Raw genomic sequence first — 24,118 nt, 5'->3', positions numbered from 1 at the left:
TCCTTGAGGGGGACGTGCCGGTAAGCACCGCGAACGTAGTGTCTTACTCGTGACCGCGACGGTGGTCGCGCCGACGTAGGGGGTTCGGCGGGGCCGCCGCGGTCACACCAGAACCGCCCGGTTTTCAGGGGTCCGGGCGGGGAGGCATGGGAAAGCGCCTCGCCGGACGGCCGCGGTGCGCCTCCTCGGAGGCACTCGCCGGTCTCGCCTGGGCTGGGGTCGGCCGGCACGTCCGCGGTCGCCCGGCGAGGGGTCCCATGCCGTTGACGGGCCCGCCGATGAGCGGGCCCGCCGGGAACCGGCCGGTCTAGGACTGGCCGGGAGCGTCCGGGGTCACGACCGCGTCCCCACCGCCCGCGTCCACGTCGGCGTCCGTGCTGGAATCGGCGTCCGCGTCCGGATCGGCGTCCGCGTCCGGGCCCCCGCCGCCGTCGGCCGCGCCCATGCGGGACGCCTCGTCGAGCGCCGGCTCCAGGTAGATGAGCTTCGCCACCGGGAACTGCTCCCGGATCTTCGCCTCCGCGGCGTCGATGCCGCGGGCCACCTCGGCCGCCGTGTCGTCGTGGTGGACGGCGATCTTCGCGGCGATGAGCAGCGCGTCCGGGCCGATGTACTCGGTCCTGATGTGAATGAGCCGGGCGACCTCCTCGACCGACTCCAGCGCGGCGACGATCCGCCGCTCGGTCTGCGGGTCGACGCCCTCGCCGATCAGCAGGCTCTTGGTCTCGATCGCCAAGATCGTCGCGATCACGCCGAGCAGCAGGCCGATCGCCACGGTGCCGACGCCGTCCCAGACGCCGTCGCCGGTGACCACGGCCGCCGTCACGCCGAAGAGGGCCAGGAAGAGGCCGACGAGGGCGGCGAGGTCCTCCAGCAGCACGACGGGGAGCTCGGGCGCCTTGGCGCGGCGGATGAACGACCACCACGACTGCTCGCCGCGGACCTCGTTCGACTCCTTGATCGCGGTGCGGAACGAGAACGTCTCCAGCAGGATCGCGACGATCAGCACGCCGAACGCCCAGGCCGGGGCCTTGACCTCCTCCGGGTGGGAGATCTTGTGGTAGCCCTCGTACAGCGAGAACGCCGCACCGACCGTGAACAGGACGACCGCCACGACGAACGCGTAAAAGTAGCGTTCTCGGCCGTAGCCGAACGGGTGCTGCGGTGTCCGGTCCCGTTCGGACCGCTTGCGGCCGAGCAGCAGCAGGCCCTGGTTCCCCGAGTCGGCGACCGAGTGGATCGACTCGGCCAGCATCGACGACGAACCCGTGAACGCGAACGCGACGGCCTTCGACACCGCGATCCCGAGGTTGGCGGCCAGTGCGGCGACGATGGCCTTCGTTCCGCCCTCAGCACTCATCTACGCAATCCTCGCTTTGAGCTCTTCCATGGCAGGCACTGGCGTAGGGTCCACGCCCAGCGCGATAGCCAAGTAAACCGTGACATAGTCGCCCAACGCGATCAGAGTCGCGATTCTCTCCAGCGGATGGGTCCCCTCGGCCCTCAGCTCGGTGACCGCGACGCCCCGGTCTCGGGCGATCATGGCGGACGCGTCGCACCGGCCGCGCACCCGCGGATGCTCGTCCACGTCCCGCAGGACGACGAGGTGCAGCCCGTGCTCAGGGTCGTCGGCACGGTCGCGGAAGAAGTCCTCCGGGTCGGAGGGGTCGGACGATGACCCGGCCCGCGTGAAGACCCCGTCGAACGCCATCAGCTGGTCGTGACCCGTCTCCGGGACCTCGCCGAGGACGGCCGGGTACTTGGCGTTCGCGTTCAGCTGGCCGCACAGCCGGGCCGCCGCGGCGCCCGCCACGGCGGACGTGCCCCACACCATCGGCACGTCGCCCGCCAGATCGAGCGCGATCCGCTTGGCCGGGTTGACGAACGGCTCGCTGGACGGCCGGCACCGGTGCGCGACGTCCTCCAGCAGCGCGGCCGTGGACTCCAGCACGGCGTCGGGGACGTCCACCAGGCGCAGCGTCCGGGCGGCGAGGACGAGCGGGACGGTCAGGCCCCACAGCGTCGAGCGGGGCTGCCCCGCGGACCGGACGGGGACGAAGACACCGCGGCTCTGGTCGGCCAGAGCGGCGAGCGGCGAGTCCGCCGTGCCGACGAACAGCAGCCGGCATCCGCGCCGGGCCGCCTCCGCGGCGACCTCCAGCGTCTCCTCCGTGCTCCCGGAGCAGGACACCGCGATGACCAGGTCGGCCGCGCCCACCCAGCCGGGCAGCCGGTACCCGCGCACGGTGAACACCGGGACGGCGCAGCCCGCGCCGCACACGGCGGCGAGCACGTCGCCCGAGACGCCCGAGGCGCCCATGCCGGCCACCACGACCGCGCGGGGCCTGCCGTCCTCGGCCAGGCCGGCGATGCCCGCCTCGGCCGCCGCCCGCTGCGCCTCCCTGACCTGCGAGGCCGACGAGGCGACCTGCCGCAGCATCCCGCCGGGGTCGGCGGCCTCGGCCGTCTCCGCGTCCTCAAGGCGCGAAGGGTCGAGGGTGTTCACGGAGCGGGGGTCCTGGCCTCGTCCACGAGGAGAACGGGGATGTCGTCCCGGACGGGGTAGGCGTAGCCGCACGAGCCGGTGCACACCAGCTCGTCGGCCCCCTCGTCGGCCCGCAGGTCACCGCCGCAGTTGGGGCAGGCGAGGATCTCTAGGAGCCAGGAGTCCAGCTTCATCGTCATGGCAGCGTCACATCTCCCTTGCAGTCGGTTCGCCCGGACCGGGTCAGTTCGCCCTGACCAGGGCCAGGACCTCGTCGCGGATCGCCGCCATCGTGCGCTCGTCGCCGGCCTCCGCGTTGAGGCGCAGCAGCGGTTCGGTGTTGGACGGCCGCAGGTTGAACCACCAGCCCGCGGCCTCGTCGCTCACGGTCAGCCCGTCCAGCTCGTCGATCGCGACGCCGGGCCGCCCGGCGAAGGCGTCGCGCACCGCCGCGGCGGCCGCGCCCTGGTCGGCGACCTCGCTGTTGATCTCGCCGGACGCGACGTAGCGGGTGTACTCGCCGAGCAGCTCCGAGAGCGGGCCGTCCTGCTCGCCGAGGGCGGCGAGTACGTGCAGGGCCGCGAGCATGCCGGAGTCGGCGAACCAGAAGTCGCGGAAGTAGAAGTGCGCGGAGTGCTCGCCGCCGAAGACCGCGCCCGTCTCCGCCATCGTCTGCTTGATGAAGGAGTGCCCGACCCGCGTCCGGACCGGGGTGCCGCCGTTCTCGGCGACGATCTCCGGGACGGCCTTGGACGTGATCAGGTTGTGCACGATCGGGGAGCCGGGGTGCTTGGCCAGCTCCCGCGTCGCGACCAGCGCGGTGATCGCGGACGGGGCGACGATCTCGCCGCGCTCGTCCACGACGAAGCAGCGGTCGGCGTCGCCGTCGAAGGCCAGGCCGATGTCGGCGCCGGTCTCGCGGACCTTGGCCTGCAGGTCGCGCAGGTTCTCCGGCTCGATCGGGTTGGCCTCGTGGTTGGGGAAGGTGCCGTCCAGCTCGAAGTAGAGCGGCACCAGGTCGATCGGCAGGCCCTCGAAGACCGACGGGACGGTGTGCCCGCCCATGCCGTTGCCCGCGTCGACGACGACCTTGAGCCGGCGGATCGACGACAGGTCGACCAGGGTCTTCAGGTGCTCGGCGTAGCCCTTCAGGACGTCCCGCCGCGACACGGTGCCGGGCTCCCCGTCGTAGGCGGGGACGCCGTTCTCGATCATCTCGCGGATCTCGGTGAGCCCGGTGTCGCGGCCGACCGGGCGGGCGCCGGACCGGCAGAGCTTGAGCCCGTTGTACCGGGCGGGGTTGTGGCTCGCGGTGAACATCGCGCCGGGCAGGTCGAGGCTGCCGCTGGCGTAGTAGAGCAGGTCGGTGGACCCGAGCCCGGCCTCGATCACGTCCGCGCCCTGGGACGTCGCGCCGCGCGCGAACGCCGCGGCCAGCGGGCCGGACGACTCGCGCATGTCATGCGCGGTGACGACCGCGTCCGCGCCGGTGACCCGGACGAACGCCGCGCCGGCCGCCTCGGCGATCGCGGGGTCGAGCTCGTCCGGCACGACGCCGCGGATGTCGTACGCCTTGAAGATCGTGGCGAGGTCGCCCACTCCTGCTCCCTGTCCGAATGACCCCAGCGGAAAACGACGGGTTCACGAGCCTACCGGGAAGGGCGGACGCCACCGGCCTCGACGCGGTGTCAGAGGTCAGGGTCAGGGGCAGGGTCAGGAGGCGCGGGGCGTCACTCCTGGCCGGGCTGGGTTCCCGCGGGTTCGGAGCGGAGCACCCGCAGGTGGCCGCGGCGGCCGACCTCGGTGCCCTGCCCGACCGGCTCCTGGCCGGAGCCCGCGGCGGGCTTGGCGGCCTCGCGGACGGCGTCGGCGAGCGCCTCCAGGTCGTCGGCGCTGGGCTCGGACTCCTCCTCGACGGGGAGCCGCACCAGTTCCCACCCCATGGGGGCGGTGAGCCGCTCGGAGTGCTCCGCGCACAGGTCGTAGCAGTGCGGCTCGGCGTACGTGGCGAGCGGCCCCAGGACCGCGGTGGAGTCGCGGTAGACGTACGTGAGCGTGAACACTGCGGGCGCCTTGCAGGCGGTGCGGGAGCAAGTGCGGACGGGGCTCACGATGGCTGACCGTACCTCCCCCCACCCGGCTCCGCCACCACCCCGGCGCACGTGTCGCCGTTACCGGTCGATTTCCGGGGTAACAACTACATTCCGTATGGTCCCGAACCCTTACCGTGCGGTGCCCAGCCAGCGCGCGATGGCCGCGCCCCGGGTGCGCACCTGGAGCTTCGCGAAGATGCGGTTGACGTGGTTCTTCACCGTGTACTCCGACACCACGAGGATCTGCGCGATCTCGCCGTTGGACCGTCCCTGGGCGATCAGGTCCATCACCTGCGCCTCGCGCGGGGACAGGCCCGGATCGTCGCGGACGGGCGGCGCGGGGGCGGGCTCGGCCCGCAGCGCCTCGACGACGGCGCGGCTCGCGGGCGGCGACAGCGGGCTGGCGCGCTCGGCCACGGTGTCGTGGACGGCGGCGACCAGCTCCTCCACGCCGAACGCCCCGTACACCAGGTAGCCGGACGCGCCGTTGCGGATGGCCCGGCCGATGACGTCCGCGTCGGTGTCGTAGGACAGCATCAGCACCTTCGCGACGGCGCTGAGCGGCCCGGCGGCGGCGATGCCGTCCACACCGGGCATCCGCACGTCCAGCAGGACGAGGTCGGGGCGCAGCAGCCTCGCCTGCTCCACGGCGTGCGCCCCGTCGACGGCCACGCCGACGACGTCCACCCCGCCGGCCTCCAGGAGGCTCACCAGGCCGGCGCGGACGACCGGGTTGTCGTCCACCACGAGGACGCGCACCCCGTCGCTCGCAGGGCCGTCCGCAGGGCCGCTCAGGAGGCCGTTCATGGGGCGTGCTCCATCGCTCCGGAGGCGTCCGCGGCGGGCCGCGACGCGTACGGGACGGTCACCGTGACGGTGGTGCCGCGTCCGGGGGCCGAGCGCAGGCACAGGCGCCCGCCGGCGCGCCTGGCGCGTTCGGCCATGCCGACGACGCCCCCGAGGAGGAGTCCCACGGCGAGGGCCATGGCCGCGGCGACGGTGACCTGGTCGCGGCTCCGGCGCGCATGCCGGAACAGGGGATTCACGGGAAACCGGCCCTTCATGCACCAGCGGCCACACGGGCCCGGGAGCCATGTCCTCGCCACTGTAACCACTCTTTTCGCGACAGAGGGACATAAATAAACCGTTGTACGAGGTATTCCGGACGAGCCCGTTGCGGGGAGCCGCCGCGCCGGCGGAGGTACTCTTGAGGCGTGCGATCCCGTGTGGCAGGCGTGCGGCGCCGCGACCGGCACGGTCGTGGCCTCCGCGGTCCTCTGACACCCCCGCAGGCGCCGGTCTCGCGGACCCGGGCGGAACGGTTCGCCGACCTCGTGGACGACGAGGTCCGGCGGCTCGGCGCGCGCTGGGGCCGGGAGCTGGCCCGCGTGGAGTTCACGGTCGAGGAGGTCCCGGCCGTCGAGCCGTGGTTCGACGGCCCCGTCCCGCTCGGCAGGACCGAGGTGCCGCCCCCGCCCGCCGGCGACCGGGCGGCGCGCATCGTCGTCTACCGGCGTCCCGTCGAGGCCCGCGCGAACGGCGAGGCCGAGCTCACCCACCTGATCCGCGACCTGCTGGTCGAGGAGGTCGCCGACCTGCTCGGCCTGTCCCCCGGGTCCGTCGACCCGAGCTACGACGGCCCGGACGACTGACCGGGGATCAGGGCGCCCTGCGAGTCCGCGGTGCCCGGCAGGCGGAGCGTCGTGGCGGCGGGCACGATCGGCAGCACCGTGAACAGGTAGCCGTCGCCCTTGCCCTTGGCGAGCGTGCGGGAGGCGTAGACGGGCCCCGATCCGGGCTGCGGTGTGATCACGGCGCCGAAGGCGGTGTCCCCGCCGGCCCCGCCGGGCGCCTCCAGCTTCGCCTCGACCGTCCGGCCGGCCGGGACCTTGACCTCCTGCGGGGCACCGCCGCCCTGCGCGTTCATCGTGGCGACCCGCACGGTCGCCGCTCCGGCCGGAGCCGTCAGGACGACGGACGCGTCGAACCGGTTGTCGGCGACGATGCCCGGCCCGGTCGAGCGCAGCGGCGGCGTGGCGGTGCCGTAGGCGATGTCGGCGCCCCGCTCCGCGGCGAAGCCCGCGAGGATCGGGCGGTCGGCGGTGAGCCGGACGCTCGCGGTCCGGCCGGACAGGGCGGCGTCGAGGGCGACCGCGGTCACGCTCCTGCCCGGCGCGTCCAGGATGTCCTGGCCCTGCGGGGCGAACGAGCCCTCCGAGGTGATCACCCGCACGGTGATCCGGGCGTCGGCCTCGCCGGGCACCGCCACCAGCAGGCGGCGCTTGCCGGAGCCCTCCGGCACGCCGGGCACCAGGAGGGACGTCGCGGGCGCGGGCGACTGCGGCACCCACTCGATGCCCTTCCCCTTGCCGGCCCGCGCGCGCAGTGACGCGGCCACCCGGCCGCTGGAGGTGCGCACGCGGAGCGCGAGGTCGGCGGCGGTCTTCACAATGTCGCCGAGCCCCTCGGCCGACTCGCCGATCCGGACGATCTTCGTGGTGTACGGCTCGACGGGGGTGCCGCGGCCCTCGGTGGTGTCGAGCGGCCCCTCGCCCGACAGGGCGCTGAGGTCGACGGACGCGGGCTGGGAGTCGACGTTGGTCAGGTACAGGTCGAGCTCGTCGGCGGAGACCGGGCCCGGGCCCATGAACCACAGGTCGGTGCCGGGGGCGGCGCAGCGGGCACCGGCGAGGCCCCGGTCCGGTCCGCCGCCCCAGTGGGTGGTCTGCTCGGCCTCCAGCCCGCCCGCGATGGCGCCGGTGGCGCGGAGCGTGAAGGAGTCCTCCCCGGACTTGGTGTCCTCGTCCCAGCCCTGGCCGGGCGAGGTCATGGACGCCAGCTCGGAGCCGCCCTTGGTCGGCGTCATGGCGACGCGGCCGCCGCGCTTCTTCTGCGGGAGGGACTGGACGGCGAGCCGCCCGCCCTCGTGCCCCGGGCAGACCACGACCGCGCTCGTGACCGGCGCCTCGCGGCCCTCCCCGGACGCCTCGCCCGGACGGGAGAAGGACGCCGCCCCGTACAGGGCGGCGACGGCGACCAGCATCAGCGCGGCCGTGGCGTAGCGCATGCCGAGGAGCCGCAGAACCTTCTCCATCAGGCCACCTCCTCGGGGCTGGGCTCCTTCTCGGGCTCCTTGGGCGGCGTCTCATGGCGAACGCGAAGACCGTGCGCCCGGCGGCGTCCCCGCCGTCCGCGGCGCCCGCGTTCCCGCTCACCGGTGAGCATCAGGGTGTCGGCCTGGGCGCCGGGCAGGGCGAGGACGGCCACGAGCAGGACGGCGACGCCCTGGACGACGACCCAGATGTGCCGCATCGTCATCGAGCGGGTCAGCTCGAACGTGCCTCCCGCGGCCGGCACCGCGTACCCCTGCGCCCAGCCGTCCACCGTCCGCGCCTTGAGTTCCTTGCCGTCCAGCGTGGCCCGCCACCCGCCGTCGGCCGGCTCGGCCAGGAGGAGGGTCCGGGCGCCCGTCCCCGCCGGGATCCGCACGCGGGCGCCGATCCGTCCGGCGGGAAGGGGCGTGACCGTCGAGCCCTGCACGAGCATCAGCCGGCCGGACGCCGCCTGGAGCCTCCAGACGGCGAACGTGCCGGTGCGGCTGAGCCGGGTCAGCTCGGGCGAGGCGTCCAGGACCTTGGTGAGCGGGTCCTTCGCGGGGTACGGCACCAGGAGGTACTGGACGCCCATCCGGCTCAGCGCCGTCCCGTCGTCGCCCTCGCGCCCGGCGGCAAGGCCTGCGACGAGGTCGTCCAGGCGGTCATGGGCCCGGCCGCCGTCGCCGACCTCCGACTCCCCCAGGCGGGGGCGCGCGTCCCGGAGGATCGTGTAGGAGATCCGGCCCGCCGGCTCCCGGTGCAGCACGAGCGTCCTCGGCCCGCCGGGCGCGTGCACGAACTGCGGGACGGTGTCGGGGTCGGTCTTCCCGAGCGGACCGCCCGCGCCGCCGATCACCCAGAGCGCGGCGCACAGCAGCGGCGCCGTCAGCGCGACCAGCATCACGGCCGCCCCGCCCGCCTTGTAGATCAGGTGGCTGCCCGCGACGGCCTCCGTGGCGCGCTGGACGGCGGCGGTCGCGGCGAGCAGCGCCCCGGCGCCCGCGAACAGCAGCGCCACCCCTGGCCACACGGGCGCCTCGTCCGCCCCCTTGGTGACGGTGGCGGCGCTGGTCAGCACGGCGACGAGCAGCCCGAAGACCACCAGCAGCCAGCCCGCCATCACCTGGCCCCGGCGGCTGCGCAGCGGCAGGGCGAGGACGGCCGCCGCGAGCAGCCCGGCGAGCGCCCACCGCGCGGGCGTGCCCGGCCCGCCCGGGTCGAGCACGAGCAGCTCGGCCGCGGTGGCGGGCTCGAACGGCCGGTGCAGGCCCGCCTCCGTCAGGAACCGGGACGGGTGCAGCAGCAGGCCGGCGGTCCACGGGAGCATCAGCAGCGGCGGGACGCCGAGCGCGACGGCGAGGTGGCGGCGCCCCTGCCGTCCCGGCCGGTCCAGCACCGCCCACACCACCCCGGCGGCCAGGGCGGCGATCAGCCAGACCAGCGGGACGAAGGACATCGCGACGGCGAGCAGCAGCGCGACCGTCCACGCGGCCCGCCCCACCCGCTTGCGGCGCGTCCGCACGTCCAGCGCCGCCGCCTCCGAGCGGGGGTAGCCGTAGACGCGGGCGGCGTGCACGGCGATCAGCGGCAGCAGGACGAGGACGACCGCGGTCCCGAGCCGGCCGGCCGCGATCGCGCCGGTCGCCGCGGGCAGCAGCGCGTACACGGCCGCGAACCAGGCCCGGACGGCCGACACCGGGATGCGGCGGCCGGCCGCGCGGGCCCGCCGTCCCGTCCGCGGCGCCTCGACCACGAGCAGCCGGGACGCGCGGTAGGCGGTGATCCCGGCGAGCGGGACGCTGCCGAGCAGCAGGACCGACACCGCGAGCCACGGCTTGCCGAACAGGACGGTGGACACCACGGCGAGGAACCCGACGTACGGAGGGCTCCCGGCGTCGCTGCCGAGCCCGACCGGATGCCAGCCGGACAGGTACTGCGCCCACAGGTCGCTCGCGCCGCCCCACGCCGGGACGAGCGCGCCGCCGCCGAGCCGTCCGGCGGCCGTGAGCAGGGAGCGCTCGGCGGCGACCGCGACGGCGGTGAGCGCGAGCACCAGCATGACGCCGGGACGGGCGAGGAACCGGCGGATCGGGCCCGGCTCGTCCGCCGTGAGGTCGTCCTCCTCCTCGCGGTCCCGCTCGTGGGTGGCGAGGTACTCCGAGAAGGCCTCGCTGATCCGGCGGAGCACCACCCAGCGCGGCTGGAACCGCCGGATGCTGCGGTGCACGCGCGTCCGGCCCTCCGCCCGCGCGGCCCGTGCCCGCCGCACGCGTCCGGGGGCGCGGAGCACGTCGGCGAGCGCACGCAGCTCCTCGCGGGCCGCGCCCGGCCGCTTCGTCATCACCAGGTACAGGGCGTGGAAGAGCGACGCCCACACGGTGCGGACGAGCGCGCGCAGCATGGCGGGCAGCGGCTGGTTGACCAGCAGCGTGTGGATCGCGTTGCGGCGGTCGCGGCGGGCGGGGTGCTCGGCGGTCATGCCGGTCTCGCGGAGCCCGCGCCGGGACGCCTCCGCGTGGTACACGACGGCGTCGGACGCCGTCACCACCCGGTACCCGGCCGCGTGGACCCGCCAGCAGAAGTCGAGGTCGTCGCGGAAGAGGCCGTACTCGACGTCGAAGCCGCCGAGCCGCTCCCACACGTCGCGGCGGACCAGCATCCCGGCGCTGCCGACCGCGAGGACGTCCCGGACGCCGTCGTGCTGGCCCTGGTCGAACTCGCCCCGGTCGATGCCGGTGTCGCGGCGTCCGGCGGCGTCCACCGAGACGCCGAGCTCGCGCAGCACGCGGCGGTCGTCCCAGTCGCGGACCTTCGGGCCGAGCACCGCCACGTTGGGGTCGGTGCCGGCGGTCCGCAGCAGCCGGTCGAGCGCGTCCCGGTCGGGCGCGCAGTCGTCGTGCAGCAGCCAGATCCACTCGGTGCGCGGGTTCCCCGGCTCGTCGTCGGGGACGGGGGCGGACGCGGCGCCCTGCCGGAGCGCCTCGGCGATGGCCTCGCCGTAGCCGGTGGTGCGGGGCAGCGTGAGGATCTCGTGGTCGCCGACGACCTCGGCGAGGACGGCGGGGCCGCGGTCGCGGCTTCCGGTGTCCACGGTCACGAGGCGCTGCACCGGACGCGACTGCGTCAGCAGCGCCTTCAGCGTCTCCGGCAGCCACCGGGCGCCGTCATGCGCGACGAGGACGGCCGTGACGACATCGCGATCGAGAGTGGGGGCCAAGGGTCGCTCGATCTGTAAGACGACGGGTTGCAGGGGGTGAGAATGACAGCGGCCGTGCCGGCCACCGAGGCCGGCACGGCTGCTTACTGTACGCGTGGCCGCGCGGGCACGCTCCGGATCCCCCAAGATCCCGGGGCGCGACCCGCCGGGTCAGACCGCCTGGCGCTTCAGCTTGCGGCGTTCCCGCTCGGAAAGCCCTCCCCAGATGCCGAACCGCTCGTCGTGCTGCAGCGCGTACTCAAGGCACTCCGTACGCACCTCGCATGCCCGGCACACCTTCTTGGCCTCGCGAGTGGAGCCGCCCTTCTCCGGAAAAAACGCCTCCGGGTCCGTCTGCGCGCACAGGGCGCGCTCCTGCCAGCCCAACTCTTCGCCGTCTGTGCCGTGCGCCAGCGGGATGACCACCTCGCTCACAGCGCACCTCCCTGCCCGTGGAACCCCCTGGTCAATGCCTTCCCTCCGGTTCCTTCCCCCGGGAAGGCATTGAAACTACACCGACGAAATTACACGCGTGTAGCGGGCGCCCCGTCAAGCCGGAAGGCATTCCCGGGCGACAAAACGGCTTATGCCGGGATGGGCGAGCTGACCTTCCGATGAAGATCAGTTAATCGGCGGGTAACGGTGCGGCGCTCACTGCGGCGGAGGGGGCCGGTTGTCCCGGTACCAGTCGCCGCCCTCCTGCTCGCCGCCCTGCGGCGGCGCGGGCTGCGTCCCCTGCGGGTCCTGCTCCTGGCCCGAGCCGCCGTAGGCACGGGTCCACTCGCCCATGTCCTCCTGCTCGGCCGGCTGCTGGCCCTCCTGCGGCTGGCCCTGCTGGCCGTACCCCGGCTGCTGGCCGTAGCCCTGCTGCTCGTACCCCGGCTGGCCCGCCTGGTAGCCGCCCTGGGCGCCGTACTGCTGCTGGTAGTCCTGCTGCTGGCCGTACCCCGGCTGCCCGTACTGCTGCTGCTCGTAGCCGGGCTGCGCGGGCTGCTGCCCTTCGGCGCCCGGCTGCTGCTGGCCGTACTGCTGGTACTGCTGGTACTGCTGCTGCCCGTACTGCTGGGGCTGCCCGTACTGCTGCCCCGGCTGGCCCGGCTGGCCCGGCTGCCCCTGCTGGTAGCCGAAGTCGGGGTAGCCCGGCTGCATCTGCGGCTGGGGACGCGGCGGCTGCAACGCCTGGAAGACGGTGAAGGCGAACCATCCCGCGATACCGACCACGGCGAGATCGGCGGCGCCGATGAGGAACGAGGTCAGCTTGGTGACCGCCCCCGCGTAGTCGGAGTCGGCGAGCATCCCGCCCAGCCACGAGATGACCCCGAACAGCGCGGTCCCCCCGAGGACGCCGAGCGCCCCCATGGTGATCGTCCGCGCCTGCGGCGTCGGGGCCGGCCCGAGCGCCGTCAGCCCGATCGCCAGCGCGACGAGGCCGACCATCCCCACCTGGAGGAACACCCCGTCGTTGGTCTGGCCGAGCGCGCGCAGGGTGAAGCTTCCCCCGCCGCCCAGGAGCGAGATGATCCCCGCGAGCAACTGCACACCCGCCGCGGCGAGCAGGACCCAGGCGGCCGGTTCGCGCAGGCGCTGGACGGCATCCTTGTTCACGGTGAAATCTCCAGACCGAGGCAATCCGATTACACGGCAAAGCTTTGCACAGTTGATCCCGGAGCGGCGACCCCCGCGCCCCGTGCGGGTCGGGCGGCCGGAGGACGTTCAACGCCCGTAACGGGGGTTCCAGGGGGGCACCCCACTGGGTAATAGGGTTCTCTATATGAAGATCGTGGTGTTGGCCGGAGGGATTGGCGGGGCTCGGTTCCTTCGGGGGTTGCGGGGGGCGGCTCCGGAGGCCGAGGTCACGGTTATCGGGAATACCGGGGACGACATCTCGCTGTTCGGGCTGAGGGTGTGCCCTGACCTCGACACCGTGATGTACACGCTCGGCGGTGGCATCAACGAGGAGCAGGGCTGGGGGCGGGCGGACGAGACGTTCACCGTCAAGGAGGAACTCGCCGCGTACGGGGTCGGGCCCGCGTGGTTCGGGCTGGGGGATCGCGACTTCGCGACGCATATCGTCCGGACGCAGATGCTGGAGGCCGGGTACCGGTTGTCGGCGGTCACCGAGGCGCTCTGCGACCGGTGGAAGCCCGGCGTGCGCCTGATCCCGATGACCGACGACCAGGTCGAGACGCATGTGGTGATCGAGGACGAGAAGGGACGGCGGGCGGTCCACTTCCAGGAGTGGTGGGTGCGGCTGCGGGCGTCCGTCCCGGCCCTGTCCATCGCGCCGGTCGGGGCGGAGGACGCCAAGCCCGCGCCGGGCGTGGTCGCGGCCGTTGAAGAGGCGGACGCGGTGCTGTTCCCGCCGTCCAACCCGGTGGTGAGCATCGGAACGATCCTGGCGGTGCCCGGCATCCGCGAGGCGGTGGCGGCGAAGACCGTGGTGGGCGTCTCCCCGATCATCGGCGGGGCGCCGGTGCGGGGGATGGCGGACGCGTGCCTGACCGCGATCGGGGTGGAGACGTCGGCGCGGGCGGTCGCCGAGCATTACGGGCTCGGGCTGCTGGACGGGTGGCTGGTCGACGAGGCCGACGCGGACGTGCGGGTCGAGGGGATCGAGGTGCGGTCCCGGCCGCTGCTGATGAGCGGGCCCGAGGAGACCGAGGCGATCGCGCGGGCGACGCTCGATCTGGCGCTGGAGCTGAAGCGGGCGGAGGACGCGCTGTGAACGTGCGGGTGTTCGGTGTGCCGGGGATGCCGGAGGTCGCGGAGGGCGACGACATCGCCGCGCTGGTGCCGGCGGGCGTGGTCGAGGACGGCGACGTGCTGGTCGTCACGTCCAAGATCGTCAGCAAGGCGGAGGGGCGGGTCCTGGTCGCCGACGACCGGGAGAAGGCCATCGAGGCCGAGACCGTGCGGGTGATCGCGCGGCGGGCGCACGCGCGCGGCGAGACCCGGATCGTGGAGACGCGGCAGGGGCTCGTCCTGGCCGCGGCGGGTGTGGACGCGTCCAACACCCGTCCCGGCACGGTGCTGCTGCTGCCGGAGGACCCGGACGCCTCCGCCCGGCGCATCCGCGCGGGCGTGCGCGAGCGGACCGGGGCCGAGGTCGCCGTGATCGTCTCCGACACGCTCGGGCGGCCGTGGCGCAACGGGCTGACGGACGCGGCGATCGGCGTCGCCGGCCTGGAGCCGCTCAGCGACCTGCGCGGGCGGGACGACGCCTACGGCAACCGGCTGGAAGCGACGATCACCGCGGTCGCCGACGAGATCGCGGCGGCCGGCGAGCTGGTGAAGGGCAAGCTCGGCGGGGTGCCGATCGCGGTGGTGCGCGGGCTGTCCGAGCTGGTCACCCGGGAGGACGGGCCGGGCGCGCGGGCGCTGGTGCGCCCGCCCGAGGAGGACATGTTCCGGTTCGGGCCCTCGGAGGTGCTGTACGCGCGGCGGACGATCCGGGAGTTCACCGCCGAGCCGGTCGATCCGGCGGCGGTGCGGCGGGCGGTGGCCGCCGCGATCAGCGCGCCGGCGCCGCACCACACGACGCCGTGGCGGTTCGTGCTGCTGGAGTCGGCGGAGTCGCGGACGCGGCTGCTGGACGCGATGCGCGACGCCTGGGAGGCCGACCTGCGCCGGGACGGCTTCTCCGAGGAGTCGATCACCAAGCGGCTGCGGCGCGGCGAGGTGCTGCGCCGGGCGCCGTACCTGGTCGTCCCGTGCCTGGTCATGGACGGGTCGCACGACTATCCGGACGAGCGGCGGTCGCGCGCCGAGCGGGAGATGTTCGTGGTCGCGGCGGGCGCGGGCGTGGAGAACCTGCTGGTGCAGCTGGCGGTGGAGGGGCTCGGCTCGTGCTGGGTGTCGAGCACGATGTTCTGCCGCGACGTGGTGCGCGACGTGCTCGACCTGCCCGACGAGTGGGACCCGATGGGCGCGGTGGGGGTCGGCCGCGCGGCCGCGCCGCCGCGCGAGCGCCCGCCCCGGAGCCCGGACACGTTCATCGAGGTCCGCTGACGGGGAATAGTTCCTGAAGATCCGCGGCTGTCCTTTTTGGTGGGCCCCGGCGGGGCACAAATTATGACGATTGGCATAGAGTGCCCGCATGGACGCCACGAGCTCCGCTCTTCGCCGGGCCCTGGCCCGCGCGCGTGACGGCAAGACACTGGACCGATCCGAGGCCACCACACTGCTGCAGGCGCGCGGGGTGCAGCTCGACGAGCTGCTCGCCTACGCCGCCCGCACCCGGGACGCCGGCCTGGACGCCGCGGGCCGCCCCGGCGTCATCACCTACAGCCGCAAGGTGTTCATCCCGCTGACCCGGCTGTGCCGGGACCGCTGCGGGTACTGCACGTTCGCGACCGTCCCCCACAAGCTGGACTCGCCCTACCTCAGCCCGGACGAGGTGCTGGAGATCGCGCGGCGGGGCGCGGAGATGGGCTGCAAGGAGGCGCTCTTCACGCTCGGGGACCGGCCCGAGGACCGGTGGAAGCAGGCCCGCGAATGGCTGGACGCGCACGGCTACGACGACACGCTCTCGTACGTGCGCGCCATGGCGATCCGCGTGCTGGAGGAGACCGGGCTGCTCCCCCACCTGAACCCGGGCGTGCTGACCTGGCGCGACTTCCAGCGGCTCAAGCCGGTCGCGCCGTCCATGGGCATGATGCTGGAGACGACGGCGACGCGCCTGTTCAGCGAGCGCGGCGGCCCGCACTTCGGGTCGCCGGACAAGGACCCGGCCGTCCGGCTGCGGGTGCTGGAGGACGCCGGGCGCACCAACGTGCCGTTCACGACCGGCATCCTCATCGGCATCGGCGAGACGGTCGAGGAGCGCGCGGACGCGATCTTCGAGATCCGCCGGACGATGCGGGAGTACGGCGCGATCCAGGAGGTGATCGTGCAGAACTTCCGCGCGAAGCCGGACACCAAGATGCGCGGAATGCCGGACACCGAGCTGGACGAGCTGGCCGCCACGATCGCGGTGACGCGGCTCGTCCTCGGCCCGAAGGCGCGCGTGCAGGCGCCGCCGAACCTGGTCGCCGACCAGTACGCGCTGATGCTGCGGGCGGGGATCGACGACTGGGGCGGGGTGTCGCCGCTGACCCCGGACCACGTGAACCCGGAGCGGCCGTGGCCGCAGATCGACGAGCTGGCGGAGCGGACGGCCGGGGCGGGGTTCGCGCTGCGCGAGCGGCTGACGATCTATCCCGAGTACGTGCGGCGCGGTGAGCCGTGGCTGGACCCGCGGCTGACCGGGCACGTCGCGGCCCTGGCGGATCCCGCGACCGGGCTGGCGCGGGAGGACGCCGTCCTGGAGGGCCGTCCCTGGCAGGAGCCGGACGGCGGCTTCGAGGCGTCCGGGCGGACCGACCTGCACACCGAGATCGACACGACCGGGCGGACGAGCGACCGCCGGGACGACTTCGACGAGGTCTACGGCGACTGGGACGCGCTGCGCGAGCGCATGGCCGCCCCGCGGCGCTTCGACGCCGACGTCAAGGCCGCTCTCGCGCGCGCCGAGCAGGACCCGGGCGGGCTGTCGGACGACGAGGCGCTGGCCCTGCTGCACGCCGACGGCCCCGAGCTGGACGCGCTCGCCTCGCTGGCCGATGACCTGCGCCGGGACGCGGTCGGCGACGACGTCACCTACGTCGTCACGCGGAACATCAATTTCACGAACGTCTGCTACACCGGCTGCCGGTTCTGCGCGTTCGCGCAGCGCCGCACGGACGCCGACGCCTACACGCTGTCCCTGGAGCAGGTCGGGGACCGGGTGGACGAGGCGTGGGAGGCGGGCGCCACCGAGATCTGCATGCAGGGCGGCATCCACCCCGATCTGCCCGGAACGGCCTACTTCGATCTGGCCCGCGAGGTGAAGAAGCGGGCTCCCGACATCCACCTGCACTCCTACAGCCCGATGGAGGTCGTGAACGGCGCGTCCCGGACGGACCTGTCGATCCGGGAGTGGCTGGTGGCGGCGAAGGAGGCCGGCGTCGACTCGCTGCCCGGGACGGCCGCCGAGATCCTGGACGACGACGTCCGGTGGGTGCTGACCAAGGGCAAGCTGCCCGCCGACCAGTGGGTGGAGGTCGTCACCACCGCGCACGAGCTCGGGATCCCGACGACGTCCACGATGATGTACGGGCATGTGGACACGCCCGCGCACTGGGTCGCGCACATCAAGCTGCTGCGGTCCATCCAGGAGCGGACGGGCGGGTTCAGCGAGTTCGTGCTGCTGCCGTTCGTCCACCACAACTCGCCCATCTACCTCGCCGGGCTGGCACGCCCCGGGCCCACCGTGCGGGAGAACATCGCGGTCCATGCCCTGGCGCGCATCCTGCTGCACGGCGCGATCTCCAACATCCAGACGTCCTGGGTGAAGCTGGGGGACGAGCTGTGTACGCGCGTCCTGCAAGGAGGCGTGAACGACCTGGGCGGGACGCTGATGGAGGAGACCATCAGCCGCATGGCCGGGTCGGAGAACGGTTCCTTCAAGCCCATCAGCGACCTGGAGGCCATCGCGGCGCGTGCGGGGCGGCCGGCCAGGCAGCGCACGACGCTCTACGGCGAGGTGCCCGCGGAACGTCTGGAGGCCGCTCGCCGCACGGACGGCATCGGCCACTTCGGGAGGCTGTCTCTGACGCCGGTGTCCCGTCCTGTATGACTGATGCGTGGACGAAGAGGCGCGCCCGCTCCTGCGGCGTCAGGCCGTCTGGGCGACCGCGGCGCTGGTGCTGTCGGGCGCCGCGGGCGGGGCCTGGGCGTCCGGGCTGATCCCGGGACCGGCGTCCTGTTCCGGGCAGGTGCGGATCACGGTCGCCGCGCAGCCGGAGATCGCGCCCGCGCTGAGCGACGTGGCGTCCCGCTTCAACGTGGAGAAGCACCGCGTGGGCGGGCGCTGCGCCCACGCGCGCGTCACCGCGACCCCGCCCACCGCCTACCGGGGCGACGCGAGCAGGACGGACGCGTGGGTGCCGGAGTCCTCGCTGTGGCTGGGCGTGGTCCGGGAGGCCGGCGACGCGTCCGTCCCGGTCGCCGGGACGCCGGTCGCCTCCACTCCGGTGGTGCTCGCGACGACCCGCCCGGTGGCCCGCGAGTTCGGGGACGCCGGGGTCGATATCGGCTGGACGCTGCTGCTCAAGGGCAAGGCCGGCGGTCTCGGCCTGGCCCGGACCGCCCCCGACCCGGGCGTCGGCATGAGCGGCGCCATCGCGATGATCGCGGTGGGGCAGGTCGCCGAGGGCAAGGCCGATGACGTGGCCGAGGCGCTCCGCAAGCGCGCCCCGAGCCGTATGGACGCCGCGGCCGGCGGGTCGGCGGCGGTGCTCGCCGGGCTGACCGGCGCGGAACGGTTCGACCGCCCGGTGATCGTCACCACCGAGCAGGCCGTCATCGCCTACAACGGGACGCACCGGCCGAACCCCGCCGTCGGCCTCGTCCCGGAAGAGGGCACGCTGATGCTCGACCACCCCTACGTCGTGACGGCGAAGGACCAGCGGCGGCGGGACGCCGCGGGGGGCGTTCCAGGCGGCCCTGGGGACGCGCTCGGCCCGCGACGCCCTCCAGGAAGCGGGGTTCCGTGCACCCGACGGCACGCTGGCCGCCGCCTACGCCCGCGGGCACGGCCTGCCGGAGGCGGCCCCGCGCCCGCTCCGCATCCCCACCCGCCGGGAGATCGACGCGGCCCTCTCGTCCTGGACGACCTGATCAGGGAGCGCCGCGGACGCAGCTGGGCCGCCGCTCGACCAGCAGGTCCGCGGAGTGGCGCAGCTCCCGCAGGACGGCCTCGACCGACGGCCGCACCTCCGCGCCCGCGCACCTGGCCACCCACCCCCACCCGTGGGCACCGGAGACGTCTTCGTCGTCGAGACGCCGGGCGGCGGTGGCTACGGCGCGGACTGAGCCACACGGCCGCCCGGTCGCGGCGGCTCTGTCCGGAGGAAGGCTCGAATCCCAAGTTGGCGTCAATGGCCATCCCCGGACTCTTCAACTCTGGTGTCTTCGTGGCCGTCCGGGTAACGACTGTGACTGACAGGGGTCGGCCCGGGTGATGCGCGCGAGGGTGCCGTGGCCGGTGGTAGCGGCGGCGGTACGGAAAGGTGATCCGAATTCCGGAGCAGGTTGTGACGGCGGGTCGCCCGACGACGCGGCGGTTGTGATGGCGGCGGCGGTCTACTCGTTCAGGGTGTACATCGCGGGGCGGACGCCACGGTCGCTCACCGCGCTGGCCAATCTGCGGTTGCTGTGCGAGACCTACCTGCCCGACCGCCACGAGATCGACCTCGTCGACGTGTCAGACCGGCCGGAGCTGGCAGAGCGGGACGGTGTCCTGGCCACACCGATGGCGGTAAGGATCATGCCGCTTCCGGAGGTCCGGGTCATCGGGGACCTGGCCGACCACCGGAAGGCCGCCGGCTTCCTCGGGCTGGTCGAGGCCGGCAGGTCGTCTCCGGAGGAGAGGAGGCGGTGATGGCCGCCGGGGTTCAGCGCACTCCGACCGGGATCAGCGGCTTTGACGAGGTCGCCATGGGCGGGCTCCCGGCCAGTCGTTCCACGCTGGTCACCGGTACGACAGGCAGCGGGAAGACCCTGTTCGCTCTGGAGTTCCTCGCCCGGGGGATCATGAAGTTCGGAGACCGGGGAGTATTCGTCACATTCGATGAGGCGCCCGAGGACCTCCGGACGAACGCCGTCTCCCTCGGCTTCGACATCGCGGAGTGGGAGCGCGACGGCAAGTGGGCCTTCGTCGATGTCTCGGTCCGTGAGGAGGAGACCCTCACGGTCGGCGACTACGACCTGGGGGGTCTGATGTCGCGTGTCGAGCACGCTGTGGGCCAGGTGGGGGCCAAGCGGGTCTCGGTCGACTCGCTGGCGACACTGCTCATGCGTTTCCAGGACCGGGAGATGGTGCGGCGCGAGCTGTCCCGGCTCACCCGGATGCTGGAGTCGCTCGGGGTCACCTCGGTGCTGACCACCGAACGCGACCACGAATACGACCACCTCACCCGGCACGGTGTCGAGGAGTTCGTCCTGGACAACGTCCTGATCATTCGCAACGTCCTGCAGAACGAGAGGCGCCGCCGGACACTTGAGGTCGTCAAGTTCCGCGGTACCACGCACCGCACCGGGGAGTGGTTGTTCACCATCGACCCGGCGGAGGGCCTGGTCATCATTCCCCTGGCGTTCCTGACCCCGCGCGAGCGGGCGTCGCAGGAACGGGTGTCCACCGGGGTTCCAGACCTGGACGAGATGGTCGACGGCGGGGTCTATCGTGACGCTCTGGTCCTGGTGACCGGGCCATCGGGCTCCGGCAAGACGCTCATGGCCCTGAAATTCGCCGACGCGGCGTTCCAGGCGGGCGAGCGCAGCCTGTTCTATGCCTTCGACGAGACCCGTGACCAGCTCCACCGCAACGCCGCCGGCTGGGGCATGGACCTGGAGGCCATGGAATCCTCCGGGCTGCTGCGGATCACGACCGCCTACCCGGAGGAGGCGTCGGTGGAGGACCACTTCCTGAGCATCAGAAAGAACATCGCCGACTTCGCACCGACCCGGCTGATCATCGACAGCCTGTCCGCTCTGGAGCGCAGAGGCGCGACCAGGACGCTGCTGGACTTCGTGATCGCGCTGGGCGCCCTCGCGCGCAAGCACGAGATCACGACCCTGTTCACGGCATCCCCGTCCGACGCGCGAATACTGGACTCCAGGGCTCCGGCCGTCGAGATCGCCAGCGTCACCGACGTGATGGTCCTGCTGCGTTACGCCGAGTACGCCGGGACGGTCCAGCGTGTCATCGCCGTGCTGCACAGCCGCGGATCGGCCCACGATCCCACCGTGCGCCGTGTCGACATCGATCAGACCGGCATGCGTGTGGGAGACCGCTACACCGCCGGGTTCCGCCCGTTCCCGGACATGGCCGTCACGCCGCCCGAACAGCGGCCGCACCGGCCGGGAGACTGAACCGATGAGCTCAGGTGCGTGAGCCCGACGGGCCGCCGGGCGCGCCGGACACCGGACCGTCGCGGCCGACCGACTTCGCGGCCGAGGCGGGATACGCCCTGGTGTCGGCGCTGGCGGAGGGGCTCGTCGCGGTCGACGACCAGGGGGTCATCCGCGTCTGCAACCCGGCGGCCCAGGAACTGCTCGGCCGCCCGGCGAGCGAACTGATCGGCAGCCCGTTCGGCCACCCGCTCGTCGGCGGCCGCTCCACCGAGATAGATCTTGTGCAGCCGGGCGGAGGCACCCGGGTGGTCGAGATGCGCGCCAGCACCACGACGGTGTCGGGACAGCGCCTGCACCTGGCCGTGCTCCGCGACATCACCCTGCAGCGACGCACATGGGAACAACTCGAAGCCGAACTGGACGTCCAGGGAACGCTGATCGCCGTCATGGCCCACGAGATCCGGAACCCCCTGGCCGGGATCGGCCTTCTGATCGACATGCTCCGCGACCCGTCCGAAGACCTCACCGCGGACGAGCGGAAGGAGACCCTCGACCGGGTCGCCGATCGCGTCGCCCGCCTGCAGTCACTCGCGGACAGGCTTCTGACCGCGGCCAGGACCGGCGGGAGACTCCCGCACCCACCCCGCGAGGCGGTGCCGGTGCTGGAAGTGGCCCTGCAATGCCTGGCCGACTTGGGTGAGCGGTCGCGCGAGGCGCACGTCTACTGCGACGCCGGGGTCCAGGTGCTGGCCGATCGCGGCGAGCTGGCGGAGATGCTGGTCAACTACCTGCAGAACGCCTTCCGTTACGGAGCCCCGCCGATCGAGATCCGGACGACCGACGCGGACGGTGTCGTGGAGATCCAGGTGTGCGACGGCGGGCCGGGCATACCCGAGGAATTCGTGCCCGAGCTGTTCGAACGCTTCACCCGCGCGAAAGGAATTCAGCGCCACACCGACGGATCAGGGCTGGGCCTATGGATCGTCCGGCGGCTGGCCCAGGCCAATGACGGGGAAGCCTACTACCGGCCGGGCAAGCCCCGGGGCTCCTGCTTCTGCCTTCGCCTGCCGCAGGCACCGAAATGAAGAACGCAGGAACGCCGGCGGTGCCACCCCGCGGGGCCGCGCTCCAGCGACGGTGCTCGTGCCGCCGGCCCTGCCGTGGGGATCCGGCAGGTGGCGTTCTGGAATCCGGGTGGCGGCGGGCGACTCGGCCGCCGGTGCTCCTACAAGAGGCGACCGGTCGCCCACCGCCGGGCTCGGAGGCTGCTGCACAGGCCGGTCAGCGGGCGCAGATGGCTTCGACGAAGTGTCCGATGGCGTCTTCGGGCAGGTTGCGGACCAGGCCGCGCCCCGGCCGGATCGGGTTGGCCGACGTCCCAGCGAATCCGCGCCACCACCGACGCGTTTCGGACCTGGGACAACGAGCACGGCAGCGGCCTGTCCCGAACCGCCGTCGTCGTCCAGCTCAAGTCGAGCACCGACCTGATGCTCCACGGCCGCGCCAGCGACGCCGTCGGCCGTGAACTGCTTTCTGCCATCGGTGACCTCGCCAGCGTCGCCAGCTGGATGACCCACGACGCCGGCCGCTCCGCCGAAGGCCAGCGCTACCTACTACTCGGCTTACGCGCCGCCTCCGAGGCCAGCGACCTCGCGCTAGCCGCCCACCTGCTGAACTGCCTGTCCCGCGTCGCCAACCACCTCGGCCACGTCGACGACGCGCTGGAGATGGTGCAACTCGCCCAGTACGGCACCCGCCAACTCCCCAACGGCCGGTTCAAGGCGGTCCTAGCCTCCCTCGAAGCCCGGGCACTCGCGATCAAAGGCGACCTGGCCGGATTCACCCGCGCAACCGCAGCCGCCGCAGACGGTCTAGCCGCCACCGACGACACCGACCCCGAATGGGTCCGCTGGTTCGACACCGCCGAATTCCGCGCCACCCTCGGCATCGCCAGCATGCTCGCCGCCGAGCATGACCCGACCCTCGCCCGCCAAGCCATAACCATGATCGAGCACGGCATCCGGCTATGCAGGACGCGTCCGCTCCCAGGCGTTCGACCACAGCGGCCTCGCCCGCGCCTACACCGTCGCAGGCGACCTCGACGCTGCTGACCACGCGACCGCCACCGCCATCACCTTGGCAGGACGCGTCGCCTCCACCCGGGTCACTGACCGGATGACCGAACTCGACACAACGCTCGCGTGCTACGACCCCGCCGCTGAGCGCATCCGCGACCGCATCTGTGCCGCATGACGACACGCTCCAGCGCAAAGCAGGCTGAGGCCAACGCTGCTACCTGGCTGTCGTAGCCGCCTCGGGGAAGCGATATGGCAGATCAGCTGCGGTCAGTGACGTGCCGCGGTGGGGAGGCCGCGAGGTTCTCCTGCGCTTGGAACAGCGCCCGGACGTTGACCTTGCCGAATCCAGCTCATGGCAAAGGCCATGGAAGCGGTGAGGGTTGCGGGGCGCGGCCGCGAGCGTATTCGTCGCTACAGGCGGCGTGCCGAATTGTGTTGGAGTGATCGCTGTTGGTAGCCAGGAAGGATGGTGAATGATCAACCTCCCTCGTCGAATCAGCGCGGTCCGCTTGGTCTTGATGAACCGTGGCGCATCAAGCCGCGTGTCAGCCACCGTCGGCAACGTGATCGCCGCTGGGCGGCTCCTGAAATCATCGGTTCGGTCGCCGTTGCGGGGTTGACGGCCATGTTTCAGCTCGGTCCATGGTCGGACGTTCGAGCTTCGTCGAGTTCAACGCAGCCGGTGAGCGCGGGGACCCGGGTGGCTGCTCCGCCTACGCCGGATGTCGGGGCACGGCGTCCTGTGACCACGCCCTCAGCTTCCCCGCACCCCCAGCGTCCCTCCCGGCACGACGGTGGGCATCGCCCTGGACGGACGGATGCTGCTCCCCCGACGCCGGACCATTCTCGCAGCGGGCCGCGGAAGCCGCGGTTCCGCGCGCCGCAGCAGAAGCCGCGGGAGCAGACCGATCGTCTCCGCCCACACCCCCGGCAGCATGCCCATAAGCCGCCTCGAGGGCGGCGGGCATCGGCCTGGGCGGGTAGGGAGTGCCGTCGCCTGTATCCGAAGGATCGTACCCGTCGGGCCGCCTGCGTATCGGTTCTGCGCGGGTATTTCGGCTGATCGGCATCAGCCGAAATACCCGCGCAGCTGCGATCGAGCGCTGGCTACTGAGGTTTTCTCTGCAAGATCGATTAGGACAGCAGGGACTTCTGGGGCATGAACGGGCACGGGCAGGCAGGCGCGCGGACAGATCGGAACACCCCGAAATGGGCGTGGAGCCCTCGGTAGAGAGGTC

The 24,118-nt window shown here is 72.9% G+C and carries 20 protein-coding genes; 9 read left to right on the top strand and 11 right to left on the bottom strand.

Features of this window, described 5'->3' with window-relative positions; translation table 11 throughout:
- Positions 1–307 precede the first annotated feature (307 nt).
- The 7 genes from ABGB11_RS00100 to ABGB11_RS00070 all read right to left on the bottom strand — a co-directional run bounded on the left by ABGB11_RS00100 (position 308) and on the right by ABGB11_RS00070 (position 5,624).
- Positions 308–1,360, bottom strand: coding sequence for a cation diffusion facilitator family transporter (locus ABGB11_RS00100; protein ID WP_347627416.1), 1,053 nt, complete (start codon positions 1,358–1,360; stop codon positions 308–310).
- Positions 1,361–2,506, bottom strand: coding sequence for an SIS domain-containing protein (locus ABGB11_RS00095; protein ID WP_347627415.1), 1,146 nt, complete (start codon positions 2,504–2,506; stop codon positions 1,361–1,363).
- The gene (locus ABGB11_RS00090; protein WP_138636623.1) at positions 2,503–2,685 is read right to left on the bottom strand and encodes a Trm112 family protein; all 183 of its coding nucleotides are present in this window, start codon (positions 2,683–2,685) and stop codon (positions 2,503–2,505) included. Before ABGB11_RS00090 ends, ABGB11_RS00095 begins: the two co-directional genes overlap by 4 nt.
- 43 nt (positions 2,686–2,728) lie before the next feature.
- A complete protein-coding gene (locus ABGB11_RS00085; protein ID WP_347627414.1) occupies positions 2,729–4,084 on the bottom strand; it encodes a phosphomannomutase/phosphoglucomutase in 1,356 nt (451 codons plus the stop codon).
- Between the two features lie 131 nt (positions 4,085–4,215).
- Positions 4,216–4,596: a DUF3499 domain-containing protein gene (locus ABGB11_RS00080; protein ID WP_347627413.1), complete on the bottom strand. Its 381-nt coding sequence runs from the start codon at positions 4,594–4,596 to the stop codon at positions 4,216–4,218.
- 111 nt (positions 4,597–4,707) lie between these two features.
- The gene (locus ABGB11_RS00075; RefSeq protein WP_347627411.1) at positions 4,708–5,385 is read right to left on the bottom strand and encodes a response regulator transcription factor; all 678 of its coding nucleotides are present in this window, start codon (positions 5,383–5,385) and stop codon (positions 4,708–4,710) included.
- Positions 5,382–5,624, bottom strand: a complete 243-nt coding sequence (locus tag ABGB11_RS00070; protein WP_347627409.1) for a hypothetical protein — start codon at positions 5,622–5,624, stop codon at positions 5,382–5,384. The genes ABGB11_RS00075 and ABGB11_RS00070 overlap by 4 nt, the downstream gene beginning before the upstream one ends.
- A gap of 168 nt (positions 5,625–5,792) precedes the next feature.
- Between ABGB11_RS00070 and ABGB11_RS00065 the strand changes: the two genes are divergently transcribed.
- Positions 5,793–6,230 (top strand): metallopeptidase family protein, encoded by a 438-nt coding sequence (locus ABGB11_RS00065; RefSeq protein ID WP_347627407.1) that lies wholly within the window; start codon positions 5,793–5,795, stop codon positions 6,228–6,230.
- Here ABGB11_RS00065 and ABGB11_RS00060 read toward each other — a convergent pair.
- The 4 genes from ABGB11_RS00060 to ABGB11_RS00045 all read right to left on the bottom strand — a co-directional run bounded on the left by ABGB11_RS00060 (position 6,209) and on the right by ABGB11_RS00045 (position 12,474).
- Positions 6,209–7,672 carry a DUF5719 family protein gene (locus tag ABGB11_RS00060; RefSeq protein WP_347627405.1) on the bottom strand — a complete coding sequence of 488 codons (1,464 nt, stop codon included), beginning with the start codon at positions 7,670–7,672 and terminating at the stop codon, positions 6,209–6,211. The two genes, ABGB11_RS00065 and ABGB11_RS00060, sit on opposite strands and share 22 nt — an antisense overlap.
- Positions 7,672–10,890 carry a glycosyltransferase family 2 protein gene (locus ABGB11_RS00055; RefSeq protein WP_347627403.1) on the bottom strand — a complete coding sequence of 1,073 codons (3,219 nt, stop codon included), beginning with the start codon at positions 10,888–10,890 and terminating at the stop codon, positions 7,672–7,674. Before ABGB11_RS00055 ends, ABGB11_RS00060 begins: the two co-directional genes overlap by 1 nt.
- A 150-nt stretch (positions 10,891–11,040) precedes the next feature.
- Positions 11,041–11,304 carry a WhiB family transcriptional regulator gene (locus ABGB11_RS00050; RefSeq protein WP_021594342.1) on the bottom strand — a complete coding sequence of 88 codons (264 nt, stop codon included), beginning with the start codon at positions 11,302–11,304 and terminating at the stop codon, positions 11,041–11,043.
- Positions 11,305–11,520: 216 nt separating this feature from the next.
- On the bottom strand, positions 11,521–12,474 hold the full coding sequence (locus ABGB11_RS00045; protein ID WP_347627400.1) for a hypothetical protein: 954 nt from the start codon (positions 12,472–12,474) through the stop codon (positions 11,521–11,523).
- Between the two features lie 166 nt (positions 12,475–12,640).
- Here ABGB11_RS00045 and cofD point away from each other — a divergent pair, with 166 nt between their 5' ends.
- The 8 genes from cofD to ABGB11_RS00005 all read left to right on the top strand — a co-directional run bounded on the left by cofD (position 12,641) and on the right by ABGB11_RS00005 (position 22,913).
- Positions 12,641–13,594, top strand: a complete 954-nt coding sequence (cofD, locus tag ABGB11_RS00040) for a 2-phospho-L-lactate transferase (protein WP_347627399.1) — start codon at positions 12,641–12,643, stop codon at positions 13,592–13,594.
- On the top strand, positions 13,591–14,877 hold the full coding sequence (locus ABGB11_RS00035; protein ID WP_347627397.1) for a coenzyme F420-0:L-glutamate ligase: 1,287 nt from the start codon (positions 13,591–13,593) through the stop codon (positions 14,875–14,877). The genes cofD and ABGB11_RS00035 overlap by 4 nt, the downstream gene beginning before the upstream one ends.
- An 88-nt stretch (positions 14,878–14,965) precedes the next feature.
- Positions 14,966–17,524 (top strand): bifunctional FO biosynthesis protein CofGH, encoded by a 2,559-nt coding sequence (locus ABGB11_RS00030; protein WP_347627395.1) that lies wholly within the window; start codon positions 14,966–14,968, stop codon positions 17,522–17,524.
- 7 nt (positions 17,525–17,531) lie between these two features.
- On the top strand, positions 17,532–18,911 hold the full coding sequence (locus ABGB11_RS00025; protein ID WP_347627393.1) for a substrate-binding domain-containing protein: 1,380 nt from the start codon (positions 17,532–17,534) through the stop codon (positions 18,909–18,911).
- Between the two features lie 107 nt (positions 18,912–19,018).
- Positions 19,019–19,330 carry a circadian clock KaiB family protein gene (locus ABGB11_RS00020; protein ID WP_347627391.1) on the top strand — a complete coding sequence of 104 codons (312 nt, stop codon included), beginning with the start codon at positions 19,019–19,021 and terminating at the stop codon, positions 19,328–19,330.
- A complete protein-coding gene (kaiC, locus tag ABGB11_RS00015; protein ID WP_347627389.1) occupies positions 19,330–20,820 on the top strand; it encodes a circadian clock protein KaiC in 1,491 nt (496 codons plus the stop codon). Before ABGB11_RS00020 ends, kaiC begins: the two co-directional genes overlap by 1 nt.
- A 14-nt stretch (positions 20,821–20,834) precedes the next feature.
- Positions 20,835–21,887: an ATP-binding protein gene (locus ABGB11_RS00010; RefSeq protein WP_347627387.1), complete on the top strand. Its 1,053-nt coding sequence runs from the start codon at positions 20,835–20,837 to the stop codon at positions 21,885–21,887.
- 402 nt (positions 21,888–22,289) lie between these two features.
- The gene (locus tag ABGB11_RS00005; protein ID WP_347627385.1) at positions 22,290–22,913 is read left to right on the top strand and encodes a hypothetical protein; all 624 of its coding nucleotides are present in this window, start codon (positions 22,290–22,292) and stop codon (positions 22,911–22,913) included.
- The last annotated feature ends 1,205 nt before the right edge of the window (positions 22,914–24,118 follow it).

The organism is Actinomadura sp. B10D3 (genome assembly GCF_039871695.1).
In the GTDB taxonomy this organism is placed as follows: Bacteria; Actinomycetota; Actinomycetes; order Streptosporangiales; family Streptosporangiaceae; genus Spirillospora; species Spirillospora madurae.
The sequence above is the reverse complement of the archived record's forward strand: the minus strand, read 5'-3'. Positions and strand labels throughout refer to the sequence as shown.

Bases quoted from the DNA above. Each gene is read 5' to 3' on its own strand.
- ABGB11_RS00100 (WP_347627416.1), bottom strand. From the start codon at position 1,360: ATGAGTGCTGAGGGCGGAACGAAGGCCATCGTCGCCGCACTGGCCGCC.
- ABGB11_RS00090 (WP_138636623.1), bottom strand. From the start codon at position 2,685: ATGACGATGAAGCTGGACTCCTGGCTCCTAGAGATCCTCGCCTGCCCC.
- ABGB11_RS00075 (WP_347627411.1), bottom strand. From the start codon at position 5,385: ATGAACGGCCTCCTGAGCGGCCCTGCGGACGGCCCTGCGAGCGACGGG.
- ABGB11_RS00060 (WP_347627405.1), bottom strand. From the start codon at position 7,672: ATGGAGAAGGTTCTGCGGCTCCTCGGCATGCGCTACGCCACGGCCGCG.
- cofD (WP_347627399.1), top strand. From the start codon at position 12,641: ATGAAGATCGTGGTGTTGGCCGGAGGGATTGGCGGGGCTCGGTTCCTT.
- ABGB11_RS00030 (WP_347627395.1), top strand. From the start codon at position 14,966: ATGGACGCCACGAGCTCCGCTCTTCGCCGGGCCCTGGCCCGCGCGCGT.
- ABGB11_RS00020 (WP_347627391.1), top strand. From the start codon at position 19,019: ATGGCGGCGGCGGTCTACTCGTTCAGGGTGTACATCGCGGGGCGGACG.
- kaiC (WP_347627389.1), top strand. From the start codon at position 19,330: ATGGCCGCCGGGGTTCAGCGCACTCCGACCGGGATCAGCGGCTTTGAC.
- ABGB11_RS00005 (WP_347627385.1), top strand. From the start codon at position 22,290: ATGCTCCACGGCCGCGCCAGCGACGCCGTCGGCCGTGAACTGCTTTCT.